Genomic DNA, 11,897 nt, shown 5'->3' with positions numbered 1-11,897 from the left:
CATGCGGCGATTGTGTGGCCGCTGTTGTGCGGAATGGCGAAGGCAAAATACTATCTGTTGCTGTGCGATCAGCTTTTAGGCGAAGAGGCGGAGCGGATCGGTGTCGTATCGATGTGCTGCGAGGACGCTGAACTGGACGCAAAAGCGATCGAAGTTGCCGGCCGTCTTGCTGCAGGACCGCCGAGTGCCATTCGCTGGACGAAATACGCGCTCAACAATTGGCTCCGGCAGGCCGGGCCGACATTCGATGCTTCGTTGGCGCTTGAATTCATGGGATTTACAGGACCGGAAGTGAAGGAAGGCCTTGCGGCTCTCGTGGAAAAGAGACCGCCGGCATTTCAACCGAACTGTCCGCTCTAAGAAGACAAGGACTATCGCGTTCTGTCGCTCCCCCTGAGCCTATGCCCATTTCATGAAATGCACCGGCGTCATCAAGAACGACGTCGGCGCGGTGGTCGAGCTGCGCTGTACCTAGGATTGCGCGACCCGCGGCGGCAACGCGCCGGGCGGACGCAAGGTCAAGGCCACCATGCATTGGCTGCTGGCGCGCCCAGTCGCACCTAGCCGAAATCCGCGTTTACAATCAGTGTTCGCCAAGCCGAGCCCCAAGCCGGCAATTTTGCCGCCGACATCAATCCGCAGTCGATGGAAGTGCTGTCCGACGCGCGGATCGAGGCCAGCGTGGTCGAAAGCAATTCGAACGAGGTGATGAAGTTCGAGCGGAAGGGCTATTTCGTGCGCAACAGGCAATCGACATCACAAAAGCTGGTGTTCAACCGTACTGTCGGCCTACGCGACACCTCTGCCAAGGAATACGCCAGGGGCTGAAGCCCGTTCAAAACGATTGGATATTCGATGCCACATGCTTCCGACGACATCGCATCCGACATCATCGCGAAATGGGCCGCGGCTTTCAGCAGATTGGACGCCGACGCGCTTTCCTCGCTTTATTCGAAGCACGCGCTGTTCTTCGGCTCGAACCCGAAACTGTATCGCGGGAGAGACGGTGTTGCGGCCTACTTCAGGGGATTGCCGCGGTGGCGGACATCTACCGTTCAATTCAGCGACGTCGTCTTCGAACAGGTCGGCCCCGATCTGGTCAATGTCGCCGGCACGGCGTCATTTGACGTTGATCAAGGTGCGATAAAACTGTCGCTCAAGATCACCTGGGTGATCGCCCGCGAGGACGGCGACTGGAAAATCGTCAGCCATCACGTCTCGTCGAAGGCGCCCTTGATTTAACAAGTGCAGGGCCATCATGGAGGGAGCGCTTGACAGAAATGCTGCGCTCGCACGTGAATCGCGCGATATCCCAATTGCTCTTGCCCCCGTGGAGTCGCCCGCCGAAGAGCAGGTGAGGCGAAGCCAAGTCCACCCCGGCCCGTCATCGCCGGACTCGGCAGTAGGAAAGGCGACAGGCTTCGCCGAAGGCGCAGAGGCGACAACGACGTCACCGGTAGCCGGGGCGGCCGCGCTGCGCGTATCGGGCGGCCGAGCGCCGAAGCGGCGCATCAGAAGCGCCTCCACGTCAACCTGGCGCGGCGTTCGATAGAGCCCGCTTGCCACGATCGACCATTTGCTTGGTCATCGACGCTCTTCGAATCTCTGCCGAGCCAAGCCGGCCCGACTAGGTTGGCGAGGCCAATGACGGGGTTTGGGTCCCGCACTCGCCCCCCCCAGAACGCGACTCGTGGGCGACGCGGAATTTGCGATCGAAACGCAGCGCCTGTGTCAGGTGGACGCAGGAGCGATCTCGCAAGCGTAGGAACATCGTTGGAAAGAGGAGGTTACGGACCACCAAGTCACGAGAAGCATCTTCGGCCAACAGTCGCGCCGCAAGCGCCGGGGGACTCATTTGCCGGCGATGGCTTTGGGCAGGACGTCGCACTGCTCGTCCAAATCCGAATGCGGGTTTTGGCTTCTCACGACCTGTTCCAGCTCAAGCGCCGCGATAGCAAGCTCATCACCTAAATGCTTAAACAGCTCGCGTTGACGTGGATCGGTCGCCGACATGCCGAGGTCGGCAGTGCTTCGCATCAGCTCGAAGTTGGTGCCACTTTCCGGTGAGGTCCTTCATGGCTCATGTCCTCGGTTTGGCGTCGTTCTTGGCGATTGAGCGCGATGGCGCACTGCAGACCCTTCGCCCAGCGGCCGTGTCCGACACCTTTTTTCGAAGAGCAAGCAGCTCAGCCCTTTCCTGTTCCAGCCTATCCACCACGATAATCACGATTTGAAAGTCCTCTTTAGAACCGCCTTCGATCGAAAAACCCATGCACGCCTCCACTCGGGAAAAAGTAGCATCACCTCATCCGAGCAGCGAGTCCACTTACCTGTGTTAAGCCGAAGCGAGATTTATTCTCCTTTCGGACATAGACAGTCTTTCTGAGCAAAATCCGATGAGTCGGTTCCCTCGGCTTGAATGCCCGCAAATCGAGCCGGCGAGATTGATAGATCGTCGTACCAGCGACGCGGCGGACCGCTACCGCCATCCAGTCCCGCAACAGTCCCTTGTCCTCTTTGGAAAACGCCCCCGGCGTCTAAGATAGTCGAGCCTGTCATCGGGATGGCAACGCTCAAAATCCTCTCGGATCAGCGACTCCACGTAAATCCGTTCCTCCTCATTGATTGGGGAAGACCGGAATAGAAACCGGTCGGCATCGCTGACCTCCGATATTCGATTTCGGCTTAATTGCTGTTTCAATTATCCTTCCATGCTGCGGATGGTATTTCTGATCCGTGTCCGCTGGTGGGGCCGAACGGGCGGCGAGCGTCGATAGCCGTCCGTCGGACGCGGCGTGCTCTCGGAGCATCTTTTGGTAGAGCCTCACGTAATCCGTTGACATACGGGCGGCGGAGAAGCGCTCCTCGAAGCGCGCACGGATCGCCTTGCGATCGAGGGCCAGCAGGCCCGGAATGGCGCGCACCGCCTCCTCCACGTCAGACACGATCCGGCCGGTCAGTCCGTCCTCGACGATTTCAGGGACCGACCCATGGCGGAAGGCAAGCACCGGGGTACCACATGCCATGGCCTCGATCATCACCAGACCGAACGGTTCGGGCCAGTCGATCGGGAACAGCAATGCGGCAGCCTGGCCGAGAAAGTCGTTCTTTGTGTTTTCGTTGATCTCGCCGACAAATTCCACTCCGCCTCCTTGCAGCATCGGTGCGATAACGTCGCGGAAATAGCTGTCGTCTGCTTTATCAACCTTTGCCGCGATTTTGAGGGGAAGGCCGGCCGATCGAGCAATCGCGATAGCACGGTCCGGCCGTTTCTCCGGTGAGATGCGTCCAAGAAATGCGAGATAGCCGCCTTTCGGTTCGAAATTAGGCGTCAGTAGATCGAGCGGCAGGCCATGATGAACTGTCGCGACAAAGTTTGCGTTTGGCAGCGGCATGCGCTGCGCATTTGAAATCGATACCAGCGGCATGTCCGCGAACCGCCGGTAGAAAGGCATATGGTCGGCGAAGGTCCTGCCTGCCGTGAAGGGTGGTTAGCGTGCGAGCACGCTCCGGGCGAAACTGCGGAAAGTGCAGGTAGTCGATATGGAAGTGGAGGAGGTCGAAGTCGTCGGCGCGCTCTCTCACCTTGTCGAGCATGATCATGTGGTGGGGTACAGCGTCGCGGACGCCCGGCTCGAGGCGTAAGGCGCGCGGCGTGCAGGGTACAAGTTCGGCAGAGGTGATGGAATCTTCGCTGGCGAACAGTGTCACCTCGTGTCCCTGCCGAACCAACTCCTCCGTCAGGTATGAGACGACCCGCTCCGTTCCTCCATAGAGCCGCGGCGGCACGCTCTCGTACAGCGGGGCAATCTGAGCAATCCTCATTTTTCAGTCCGTCCTTCGTTACTCTGAGCCGGCGTTGCCTGAGGCCCTCATGTGTTCACGAGCTTGGCCGCACATCGCCAGAGGTGCAGCGGCCGCGGATCTCTACTGAGACTCCGATGATTCAGTGACATTGCTTTGACTTCTGAGTTGAGCAAGCTCCTCCGCCAGTCTGTGCTCGACCAACCGCCGCTCGTTTTCCGTCAAATGCGTTGCGAGCAATCGGCGATACCGCCGCACATTGGCCGCACTGCTCCACCGAGACTTCGCCGAGATAGCGATGCGGGGCTGGCGATTTCTCGCTGCTTGCTGCGCTTGTGCGGTGAATCTTACCGCAGCGGCGCCGCCCCTTTTCTCCTCTTCGTCGAGCTGCCGCAACGCTGCGAGGATATCCTCAAGATGCATGGGAGCAGCAAGCCCCGGGATCTTGCGAAGGGCTGGGCAGGAATCGACGGTGTACAGGTCCGAAGCCCAGGAGGAGAGAATGACCCGTTTCTCAGGAGGCGACAGCACCTCATCATTCAGGACATCGGCTGGCGAACTATAGTGAGATACAGGATGAAATGAGGCATCTACACTGCCCGTCAAACGATCAGGCCTGCTCATGTCTTGCTCTCCTCTTGCTCCTTTCTGCAGGTTGGTGGCGGACGGCGACGCGGGCGCCGCCGTCCTGGGCACGTCAGTTGCTGGTGTTGATGGCGATCCGTTTGACGCCCTGGCTGGCTTGCTCGGTTTTCGGCAGGCTCACCGTGAGGACGCCATTGCGGAAGTTGGCTTCGGCCTTGTCTTCCTGGACGCCATCGAGCGGGATACGACGCTCAAACGAGCCATAGTAGCGTTCGCTGTAGCGCCCGCCATTGTCGTGTTCGGCCTTTTTCTCGCCGCGGATCGAGAGGACGCCGTTTGCGATTTCGACCTGGACGTCCTTTTCGCTCAGTCCCGGAAGCTCGGCGGAAATCGTCACGGCCTTGTCGGTTTCGCTGAGCTCGATGCGCGGCCAGCCAAACTGGCCTTCGATCAGCGGGGACCCGGGCCGGCCGACGCTGCCGAAGCTGCCAAACCCGCGGAAGACGTCGTCGAAAAGTCGATTCATCTCACGGTGAAACGTCAGAAACGGATCGTAAGCCTCGCCCGTCGTGAGCTGCTGGTTCTTGTTCCACGGAATTAGATCGCGCATTGTCATGTTGGACTCCTCCCTCAAATACGCCGGGTGGCGCGGATGCCGCACCATGCGCACCAATGTCGTTGGACACGGACGGCGTCAGGCCGCCTGTTTGTGGGTGATCTGCTCGGTGCCGCCGATCGGAATGCGGCGGGGCTTCATCGTCTCGGGCAGCTCGCGGACGAGCTCGATCCGCAGCAGTCCGTTGTCGAACGCTGCCGTCTTCACCTGCACATAATCGGCAAGATTGAACTGCCGCTTGAAACCCTTGGCCGGGATGCCGCGATAGAGGTAATCGCGTTTCGCCTCGTTGGCCTTGCGGCCCTCGACGGTCAGCACGTTCTGCTCGGCCGTGATCGCGATCTCGTCCGGGCTGAAACCGGCGAGCGCAAGCGTGATCTGATAGTGATCTTCGCCCAGCCGTTCGATGTTGTAGGGTGGATAGTGTTCCTCGACGGTCCGTTGCGTCTCGTCGAGCAGATCGAAGATGCGATCGAATCCGACGGTCGACCGCCACAGGGGAGTGAAATCGAAGTTCCTCATAGCCAAGTCCTCCTAAGAGCAAGATGGATACGAAGGAGCGCAGGACACCGGTCCGGCGCCCAGTTCAGTCCGCCGGACCCGATCTGGCATCCGGCGCCGCAGCCTTGCGGCAAAACAGAACTACGAAAAACAACTATGGTTTCAAGGGCGCTCCCGAAATTTTTGCTGCTCCCCAGCTTGGGCGGCCAGATGCTCCAGCTCAGCCTCGGCCTCGCTGGCGAGACGAATCAACCGGCGGCGCTCCTCAGCGGATAGGCCGCTTCCCTTCAGCAAGCTATGGCAATGCGCGATCACCCGCCGGTCGCTCTCGATCAGGAACGCGCGCACGGCGTCGGGCAGGTGTGAATCGGAGCGCTCGGAAATCTGCTGACGGTGTGCCAATTCGAACATGGTTGCCCTCAGTAGCAGCAGGCGCGACCCATGCAGCGCGGATCGCGCCACGTGCGGACTCAGCTCAGTCTCGGCAAGCTGCGCTCATGTTCGGATGGAAGTTGAAAGGAGCCTGGCTGAATATTGTCCGGCAACAGCAGGATATCGGTCTTGAAAAGCGGGGACCGCGGTTTCCAGCTCATCCAGCGGACCGACTCCAGATAGGAAATGGCTGGCAGCGGCAGAAGGTGGCCCGCGCTGTCGAGCACCAACCTTGGCGTACTATCCATCCCCCAGGCGCTAACGGGCACGAGCGCCATCGCCATGGCAAAAGCGGCTGCGACGGTTCTGCGGACGCCGCGTCCTGATGTCTTGGGCCAAGCCGAGCTGGATGCGTAGTTTCGGGTCATCTCATCCTCCTGTCGTTGGAAAACTGATCCATGCGATCGTGAGAAGGCTGAGGGCGAACATGAGCCAATGCATTGCCGTCGCCCCAACCTTGCGCGATCGATCCTGAATGCGAGTGCTCATCTGAGGCTCCCTGGCGCTTGTGAGCTTCCTTTCTCGTCGCGGTTGGCGGAGAGCCCGGCCGTTTCCGGCCGGGCGCGTGCTTGATTAGAAATCCGTCGGCGGCGTTGCCGCGGCCGGTTCGGACTTCTTGGGCTTATCGGCGACCAGTGCTTCCGTGGTGATCAGCAGAGCCGCGACGGAGGCCGCGTCCTGTAAGGCGGTGCGAACGACCTTGGCGGGATCGATCACGCCGGCCTTCACCATGTCCTGGTACTCGCCAGTGGCCGCGTTGAATCCCCAATTGTAGTCGGAGTTCTCGAGCAGCTTGCCGACGACGAGCGAGCCGTCCTCGCCGGCGTTCTGGACGATCTGCCGCGCCGGCACCTGGATGGCGCGGCGCACGATATCGACGCCGGCCTTCTGGTCGGCATTGGCGGTCTTTAAGCCATCGAGCGCTTTCAGCGCACGCAGCAGCGCCACGCCGCCGCCCGGCAGAATGCCTTCCTCGACCGCAGCGCGAGTCGCATGCATGGCATCGTCGACCCGGTCCTTCTTCTCCTTGACCTCGACTTCGGTCGCACCACCAACACGGATTACGGCGACGCCGCCGGCGAGCTTGGCCAGCCGCTCCTGCAGCTTCTCGCGATCGTAATCGGAGGTGGTCTCCTCGATCTGCGACTTGATCTGGGTGACACGAGCCTCGATGTCCTTCTTGGGCCCGGCGCCGTCGACCACGGTCGTATTCTCCTTGTCGATCACGACCTTCTTGGCGCGCCCGAGCATCTTCAGCGTGACATTCTCGAGCTTGATGCCGAGATCTTCCGAAATCACGGTGCCGCCGGTGAGGATTGCAATATCCTCCAGCATGGCCTTGCGGCGATCGCCGAAGCCTGGCGCCTTCACCGCCGCGACCTTGAGGCCGCCGCGCAGTCGATTGACCACGAGCGCGGCAAGCGCTTCGCCCTCGACATCCTCGGCCACGATCAGCAGCGTCTTGCCAGACTGCACCACCGCTTCGAGCAGCGGCAGCATGGTCTGTAGACCGGACAGCTTCTTCTCATGGATCAGAATGTAGGGATCCTCGAGTTCGACCCGCATCTTTTCGGTGTTGGTGACGAAGTAGGGCGAGACAAAGCCGCGGTCGAACTGCATGCCCTCGACCACCTCCAGCTCGGTGTGGAGGCTCTTGGCTTCCTCGACGGTGATGACGCCCTCATTGCCGACCTTCTGCATCGCATCGGCAAGGAAGCGGCCGATCTCCGTATCGCCATTGGCCGAAATGGTGCCGATCTGGGCAATCTCCTCGTTGGAGGTGACCTTCTTGGCGTGGGACTTGAGGTCATTGACAATGGCGTCGACCGCAAGATCGATGCCGCGCTTGAGGTCCATCGGGTTCATGCCAGCGGCAACGGATTTCGCGCCTTCCTTGACGATGGCCTGGGCCAGCACGGTCGCAGTCGTCGTCCCGTCGCCGGCGAGGTCGTTGGTCTTGGAGGCGACTTCGCGCACCATCTGTGCGCCCATGTTCTCGAACTTGTCTTCCAGTTCGATTTCCTTGGCGACGGTGACGCCGTCCTTGGTTATGCGCGGTGCGCCGAAGGATTTCTCGATCACGACGTTGCGTCCCTTGGGACCGAGGGTGACCTTCACGGCGTTGGCCAGCGTGTCCACGCCCCGCAGCATCCGCTCGCGGGCTTCCGTGGAGAATTTCACGTCCTTGGCAGCCATTTGCCTGCTCCTTTCTCCTAATGACTGTCAGCTCTTGCAATTTGCTCAGGCGGCCTTCTTGAGCGAGCCGGTCTTGTCGACCACGCCCAGAAGATCGCTCTCCTTCATGATCAGGTAGTCCTGGCCGTCGATCTTCACCTCTGTGCCGGACCACTTGCCGAACAGCACGCGGTCTCCCGGCTTGACGTCGATCGGGGTCAACTGGCCCTGCTCATTCCTCGCGCCAGGCCCCGCGGCGACGATCTCGCCCTCCTGCGGCTTTTCCTTCGCGGTGTCGGGAATGATGATGCCGCCGGCGGTCTTCTCTTCGGCATCGATGCGGCGCACGAGCACGCGGTCGTGCAATGGACGGAAATGCATGCACATCCTCCTTGTCAGGTCAGCGATGTCATAAAGCCGGGTCCGGGACCGGCCCCGGGCGGAAAACGACCTAGGAAGCGGAAAAAAGTCCGTCAAGGGTCCCTAAATAAATTTTTGTCACTCCGGGCGACCGAGTGCCAGGCTGCCTCTTAAACGGCCATTTTCGCTCAACCAGCTAACCGACGCGGCGGCCGCTGGAGGCCGAAAGACAGATTCTGGGGGAGATTTCATGCGAGTTTTGCGTTTGCTCGGATGGCTGGGCGTCATCTCCGGGTTGTGGTGGGCGCTGTCGGCAGCGCCGGCCACCGCCCAGATTCCGGACCTCAATACAGGCCGCGTGCCGACGCTTGCGCCGCTCGTGCGGGAAGTGACGCCGGCGGTCGTCAACATTTCGGTACAGGGGCGGGTGCGCGAGGACAATCCGCTTTACCAGGATCCGCTGTTCCGCGAGTTCTTCAACGTCCCGAAGCAACTGGAGAAGGAAGTCAGCGCGACCGGTTCGGGCGTGATCGTCGACGCCCAGCGCGGTTATGTGCTGACGGCGAACCATGTCGTCGCCAATGCCACCGCAGTGCAGATCAGGACCAAGGACGGCCGCAAGTTCGCCGGTCGGGTTGTGGGCCGCTATCCGCCCACTGATATCGCACTGCTGCAGATCAGGGAGCCTGCCGGGCTCAAGGCTATTGCACTCGGCGACAGCGACGCGCTTCAGGTCGGTGACTTCGTGATCGCGGTCGGCAATCCGTTCGGCCTCGGCCAGACCGTCACCTCGGGCCTCGTCAGCGCGCTCGGGCGCACCGGGCTCGGCAAGCACGGCTATGAGGATTTCATCCAGACCGATGCGGCAATCAATCCCGGCAATTCTGGAGGCGGGTTGATCAACTTGCGAGGTCAGCTGGTCGGCATCAATACGGCGATTATCTCGCCGGGCGGCGGCAATGTTGGCATTGGCTTTGCGGTGCCGATCAACATGGCGCGCGAGGTAATGAACCAGCTTGCGGCGACCGGACGAGTCGAGCGCGGGCGCATCGGCATTGCGCTGGAGGACATGGAAGCGCCGGCCACGGGCGCGACGCAGGGCGCCCGCATCAAGGAAGTCAGTCCCGGCTCTCCGGCGGAGCGCGCGGGGCTGCGCCGCGGCGACATCATCCTCAAGGCCAACGACATTCCCGTCCCCGTCCGCAGCGCGACGCAGATGCGCAACCTGATCGGGCTGACGCCGGTCGGCCGGCAGGTGCGGCTGACGATCGAGCGCGACCGCATGACCGAAAGTGCCACGGTGGAGGTTGTTCCGCTGAGCGATCAAAGGGCGCGGGTGCGAGGGCCCGGGTGAGCGATGTCCGCTTGTGGCCATAGCTGAAGACTGCATTAGGGATTGTTACGTCGGCTCGCCGCGGTAGACCGGACTTCGCTGAACGCGGCATCGTAATGCCGCTTGTGTCCCGGACCGGACACGTCGAGCAGCGTAAAGGCCGAACGCAGCATCCTCGGCCGGTTGCCGGAGTTGGGCAATTGGCCGTCACCGGATTCTGACATTGTTAATGGGCGCAGGCTCTCGTTTTTTGAGACGATTGGGTCAACGTTGCCGGATCAACCCAACATCTGGTCCCGGTGACGACCATGAACGGCCCTCATTATCCGATGATCCATCGCGAGAACGCCGCCGCACTTGACCGCGTCATTCGACAGGCCAAGCGAACTGTCTCAGCCCCCATCAGGGTTCTCCAGACTTGCCCCCGCCCCGACACTTTCCTCGGGCGACAGCACCACGAATTCATCCCGCTGCCTGATCAGGTGATGGTAGAGTCAGGACATCACTGGCAGTGAGCGATACGGGCGCTGGTGGCTGAGAGACGGTTGCGCTCCCGCCTGCACAGGACGGGAGCGAGCTATGTCAGACCTTCTTCAATCAGAAGTTCGCGCGATGCAGCTTCGTCACTTGGAGGAAGCCGAGCGGCACGTTGCCGAGGCAGAACGACACATTGCTGAGCAAGAGCAACGGATTGTAAACCTCGCCCGCCTCGGCCACGATCTAGCGGAAGCTAAGATACTTCTGGAGAACTTTAATGCATGTCAGGTGCTGCACATCCAGCACCGTGATCGAATTCGCACAGAGCTAGAGCGGTAGGTCACCCGAATCGGCTGCCTCCGAGGTCGCCTTGTGGCCTATAGTCGAAACCCGGATGGAAGATCGCCGCGTCAGCTCACGGGGAGAGGCCGGACACCGCTCAGCGTGGCATTCAATGACCCATCGTGACCGGAAGCTGACATTTGCATTGGCAAGGGCCCCTTGACCGACGTTGAAGCATGTCCGGCTCGGGTCCGGGATTTGCAACAACCGAAATCCAGACTAGCAGCAACGATCGATAAAAGCGTTGAACAATAGCCGCTGCGGAACGTTCGAGGGTTTTGCGAGCCCAGGCGGCATGGTCAGTTCGTCATGCGGCCGTTGCGTTTCCGCCGGATTGCTGCCCTTCTTGCTCCAGCCAATCGCAAAACGCCGCTGTCTGTGAGCCACTTTCGGTGCCCGTGGGCAAGTAGGCGAAGTAGCTCCTCGCCGGAAGGCTGACATCGGGAAACGGCGCGATCAGGCGGCCGGCCGCGACGTCGTCGCCGATCAGGGCGGTCGGTCCCATCGCCACGCCCAAACCATCGATCGCCGCCTGAATGGTCAGAAAGAAATGATCGAGTGTCAGCGTCGCCGCCGGGGTGACGCGAGGCTGTCCGGCTTGCACCAGCCAATCGTGCCATAGCCGCGGCATCGACGTGACGTTCAGCAACGTGTGCTGCGCGAGATCGGAAACGTCCTCCAGCGGCAGCTTCGCTACGAGTGCGGGGCTGCAGACCGGCAATCGGCGCTCCGAAAGAAACAGCCGGGACGTAAAGCCATGAAACGAATCCGGGCCGCCGCGGATGACCACGTCGAACGTCTCGGCAAGCGCGTCGATCGGGTCGTTTGACGTGGTGAGGCGGACCTCGATGTCGGGTCGCTCGTCGCGAAAACGGCTCAACCGGGGAAGAAGCCAGCGCATGCTGAACGTCGCCAGCGCGTTGACGCGCAGCACGGCGGCTGGCACTTCGCCGCGTGTCGCGTGATGGCGCCGGACAGCGGACGAAATGCGGTCGAGCGCCGGGCCGATCTCCTCGAGCAGCGCTGTGCCGGCTGGAGTGAGCGTGACCCGCCGCGTTGATCGCCAGAACAGCGCGGGCGCTCCCAGCCGATCCTCAAGGAGGCGCACCTGCTGACTGATTGCGCCATGTGTCACGCCCAATTCGATCGCCGCTTCCTTGAAGCTGCCAAGACGAGCTGCCGACTCGAAAGCGCGGACGGCGTTGAGCGGTGGCAAAGTCCTGCGCTGGACGGGAATACTCATTGGATAGAAATCCTAACTCATAGCTCGAT

General features: G+C 61.2%; 16 protein-coding genes and 1 pseudogene. 5 read left to right on the top strand and 12 right to left on the bottom strand.

Annotated elements, in window-relative coordinates; translation table 11 throughout:
- The 3 genes and pseudogenes from AC5ZGW_RS27275 to AC5ZGW_RS27265 all read left to right on the top strand — a co-directional run.
- The coding region (locus tag AC5ZGW_RS27275; protein WP_496113991.1) for an enoyl-CoA hydratase-related protein at nt 1–360 on the top strand (360 nt) is incomplete at its 5' end.
- Between the two features lie 40 nt (nt 361–400).
- A pseudogene (locus tag AC5ZGW_RS27270) lies at nt 401–828 on the top strand (glutamine--tRNA ligase); the annotation flags it as partial.
- A gap of 27 nt (nt 829–855) precedes the next feature.
- Entirely contained in the window at nt 856–1,242 is a 387-nt protein-coding gene (locus AC5ZGW_RS27265) for a YybH family protein (RefSeq protein WP_130225428.1), read from the top strand.
- Nucleotides 1,243–1,851: 609 nt separating this feature from the next.
- Here AC5ZGW_RS27265 and AC5ZGW_RS27260 read toward each other — a convergent pair.
- The 11 genes from AC5ZGW_RS27260 to groES all read right to left on the bottom strand — a co-directional run bounded on the left by AC5ZGW_RS27260 (nt 1,852) and on the right by groES (nt 8,494).
- A complete protein-coding gene (locus AC5ZGW_RS27260) occupies nt 1,852–2,013 on the bottom strand; it encodes a hypothetical protein (RefSeq protein ID WP_165435178.1) in 162 nt (53 codons plus the stop codon).
- Nucleotides 2,014–2,080: 67 nt separating this feature from the next.
- Complete coding sequence (locus tag AC5ZGW_RS27255) at nt 2,081–2,272, bottom strand: hypothetical protein (protein WP_130225427.1); 192 nt, start codon at nt 2,270–2,272, stop codon at nt 2,081–2,083.
- A 346-nt stretch (nt 2,273–2,618) separates the two neighbouring features.
- Nucleotides 2,619–3,428, bottom strand: a complete 810-nt coding sequence (locus AC5ZGW_RS27250) for a glycosyltransferase family 4 protein (RefSeq protein WP_496113990.1) — start codon at nt 3,426–3,428, stop codon at nt 2,619–2,621.
- On the bottom strand, nt 3,325–3,825 hold the full coding sequence (locus AC5ZGW_RS27245) for a glycosyltransferase (protein ID WP_463328075.1): 501 nt from the start codon (nt 3,823–3,825) through the stop codon (nt 3,325–3,327). Before AC5ZGW_RS27245 ends, AC5ZGW_RS27250 begins: the two co-directional genes overlap by 104 nt.
- A 102-nt stretch (nt 3,826–3,927) precedes the next feature.
- On the bottom strand, nt 3,928–4,428 hold the full coding sequence (locus AC5ZGW_RS27240) for a hypothetical protein (RefSeq protein ID WP_130225426.1): 501 nt from the start codon (nt 4,426–4,428) through the stop codon (nt 3,928–3,930).
- Nucleotides 4,429–4,501: 73 nt separating this feature from the next.
- On the bottom strand, nt 4,502–5,005 hold the full coding sequence (locus AC5ZGW_RS27235; RefSeq protein ID WP_165435177.1) for an Hsp20/alpha crystallin family protein: 504 nt from the start codon (nt 5,003–5,005) through the stop codon (nt 4,502–4,504).
- A gap of 78 nt (nt 5,006–5,083) precedes the next feature.
- Entirely contained in the window at nt 5,084–5,527 is a 444-nt protein-coding gene (locus AC5ZGW_RS27230) for an Hsp20 family protein (protein ID WP_130225425.1), read from the bottom strand.
- 141 nt (nt 5,528–5,668) lie between these two features.
- Entirely contained in the window at nt 5,669–5,917 is a 249-nt protein-coding gene (locus AC5ZGW_RS27225) for a hypothetical protein (RefSeq protein WP_130225424.1), read from the bottom strand.
- Nucleotides 5,918–5,976: 59 nt separating this feature from the next.
- Nucleotides 5,977–6,306 carry a hypothetical protein gene (locus tag AC5ZGW_RS27220; RefSeq protein ID WP_130225423.1) on the bottom strand — a complete coding sequence of 110 codons (330 nt, stop codon included), beginning with the start codon at nt 6,304–6,306 and terminating at the stop codon, nt 5,977–5,979.
- 205 nt (nt 6,307–6,511) lie between these two features.
- Entirely contained in the window at nt 6,512–8,134 is a 1,623-nt protein-coding gene (gene groL, locus AC5ZGW_RS27215; RefSeq protein WP_130225422.1) for a chaperonin GroEL, read from the bottom strand.
- Between the two features lie 45 nt (nt 8,135–8,179).
- Complete coding sequence (groES, locus tag AC5ZGW_RS27210) at nt 8,180–8,494, bottom strand: co-chaperone GroES (RefSeq protein WP_165435176.1); 315 nt, start codon at nt 8,492–8,494, stop codon at nt 8,180–8,182.
- Nucleotides 8,495–8,723: 229 nt separating this feature from the next.
- Between groES and AC5ZGW_RS27205 the strand changes: the two genes are divergently transcribed.
- Together AC5ZGW_RS27205 and AC5ZGW_RS27200 are read left to right on the top strand one after the other, a co-directional pair.
- Complete coding sequence (locus tag AC5ZGW_RS27205) at nt 8,724–9,827, top strand: trypsin-like peptidase domain-containing protein (RefSeq protein ID WP_130225420.1); 1,104 nt, start codon at nt 8,724–8,726, stop codon at nt 9,825–9,827.
- A 558-nt stretch (nt 9,828–10,385) separates the two neighbouring features.
- A complete protein-coding gene (locus AC5ZGW_RS27200) occupies nt 10,386–10,622 on the top strand; it encodes a hypothetical protein (protein WP_245287231.1) in 237 nt (78 codons plus the stop codon).
- 310 nt (nt 10,623–10,932) lie between these two features.
- Here AC5ZGW_RS27200 and AC5ZGW_RS27195 read toward each other — a convergent pair whose 3' ends face one another.
- A complete protein-coding gene (locus AC5ZGW_RS27195; RefSeq protein WP_130225419.1) occupies nt 10,933–11,868 on the bottom strand; it encodes a LysR substrate-binding domain-containing protein in 936 nt (311 codons plus the stop codon).
- Nucleotides 11,869–11,897 lie beyond the last annotated feature (29 nt).

The sequence above is a fragment of the Bradyrhizobium sp. Crot121 genome, assembly GCF_059512385.1.
This window is presented reverse-complemented; position numbering and strand designations above follow the sequence as displayed.

What these genes read in the sequence shown, in the direction of transcription:
- groL (WP_130225422.1), bottom strand. Translation starts at nt 8,134, where the DNA reads ATGGCTGCCAAGGACGTGAAATTCTCCACGGAAGCCCGCGAGCGGATG.
- AC5ZGW_RS27265 (WP_130225428.1), top strand. Translation starts at nt 856, where the DNA reads ATGCCACATGCTTCCGACGACATCGCATCCGACATCATCGCGAAATGG.
- groES (WP_165435176.1), bottom strand. Translation starts at nt 8,494, where the DNA reads ATGCATTTCCGTCCATTGCACGACCGCGTGCTCGTGCGCCGCATCGAT.
- AC5ZGW_RS27200 (WP_245287231.1), top strand. Translation starts at nt 10,386, where the DNA reads ATGTCAGACCTTCTTCAATCAGAAGTTCGCGCGATGCAGCTTCGTCAC.
- AC5ZGW_RS27240 (WP_130225426.1), bottom strand. Translation starts at nt 4,428, where the DNA reads ATGAGCAGGCCTGATCGTTTGACGGGCAGTGTAGATGCCTCATTTCAT.
- AC5ZGW_RS27235 (WP_165435177.1), bottom strand. Translation starts at nt 5,005, where the DNA reads ATGACAATGCGCGATCTAATTCCGTGGAACAAGAACCAGCAGCTCACG.
- AC5ZGW_RS27245 (WP_463328075.1), bottom strand. Translation starts at nt 3,825, where the DNA reads ATGAGGATTGCTCAGATTGCCCCGCTGTACGAGAGCGTGCCGCCGCGG.
- AC5ZGW_RS27230 (WP_130225425.1), bottom strand. Translation starts at nt 5,527, where the DNA reads ATGAGGAACTTCGATTTCACTCCCCTGTGGCGGTCGACCGTCGGATTC.
- AC5ZGW_RS27225 (WP_130225424.1), bottom strand. Translation starts at nt 5,917, where the DNA reads ATGTTCGAATTGGCACACCGTCAGCAGATTTCCGAGCGCTCCGATTCA.
- AC5ZGW_RS27255 (WP_130225427.1), bottom strand. Translation starts at nt 2,272, where the DNA reads ATGGGTTTTTCGATCGAAGGCGGTTCTAAAGAGGACTTTCAAATCGTG.
- AC5ZGW_RS27250 (WP_496113990.1), bottom strand. Translation starts at nt 3,428, where the DNA reads ATGCCGCTGGTATCGATTTCAAATGCGCAGCGCATGCCGCTGCCAAAC.
- AC5ZGW_RS27260 (WP_165435178.1), bottom strand. Translation starts at nt 2,013, where the DNA reads ATGTCGGCGACCGATCCACGTCAACGCGAGCTGTTTAAGCATTTAGGT.
- AC5ZGW_RS27205 (WP_130225420.1), top strand. Translation starts at nt 8,724, where the DNA reads ATGCGAGTTTTGCGTTTGCTCGGATGGCTGGGCGTCATCTCCGGGTTG.
- AC5ZGW_RS27220 (WP_130225423.1), bottom strand. Translation starts at nt 6,306, where the DNA reads ATGACCCGAAACTACGCATCCAGCTCGGCTTGGCCCAAGACATCAGGA.
- AC5ZGW_RS27195 (WP_130225419.1), bottom strand. Translation starts at nt 11,868, where the DNA reads ATGAGTATTCCCGTCCAGCGCAGGACTTTGCCACCGCTCAACGCCGTC.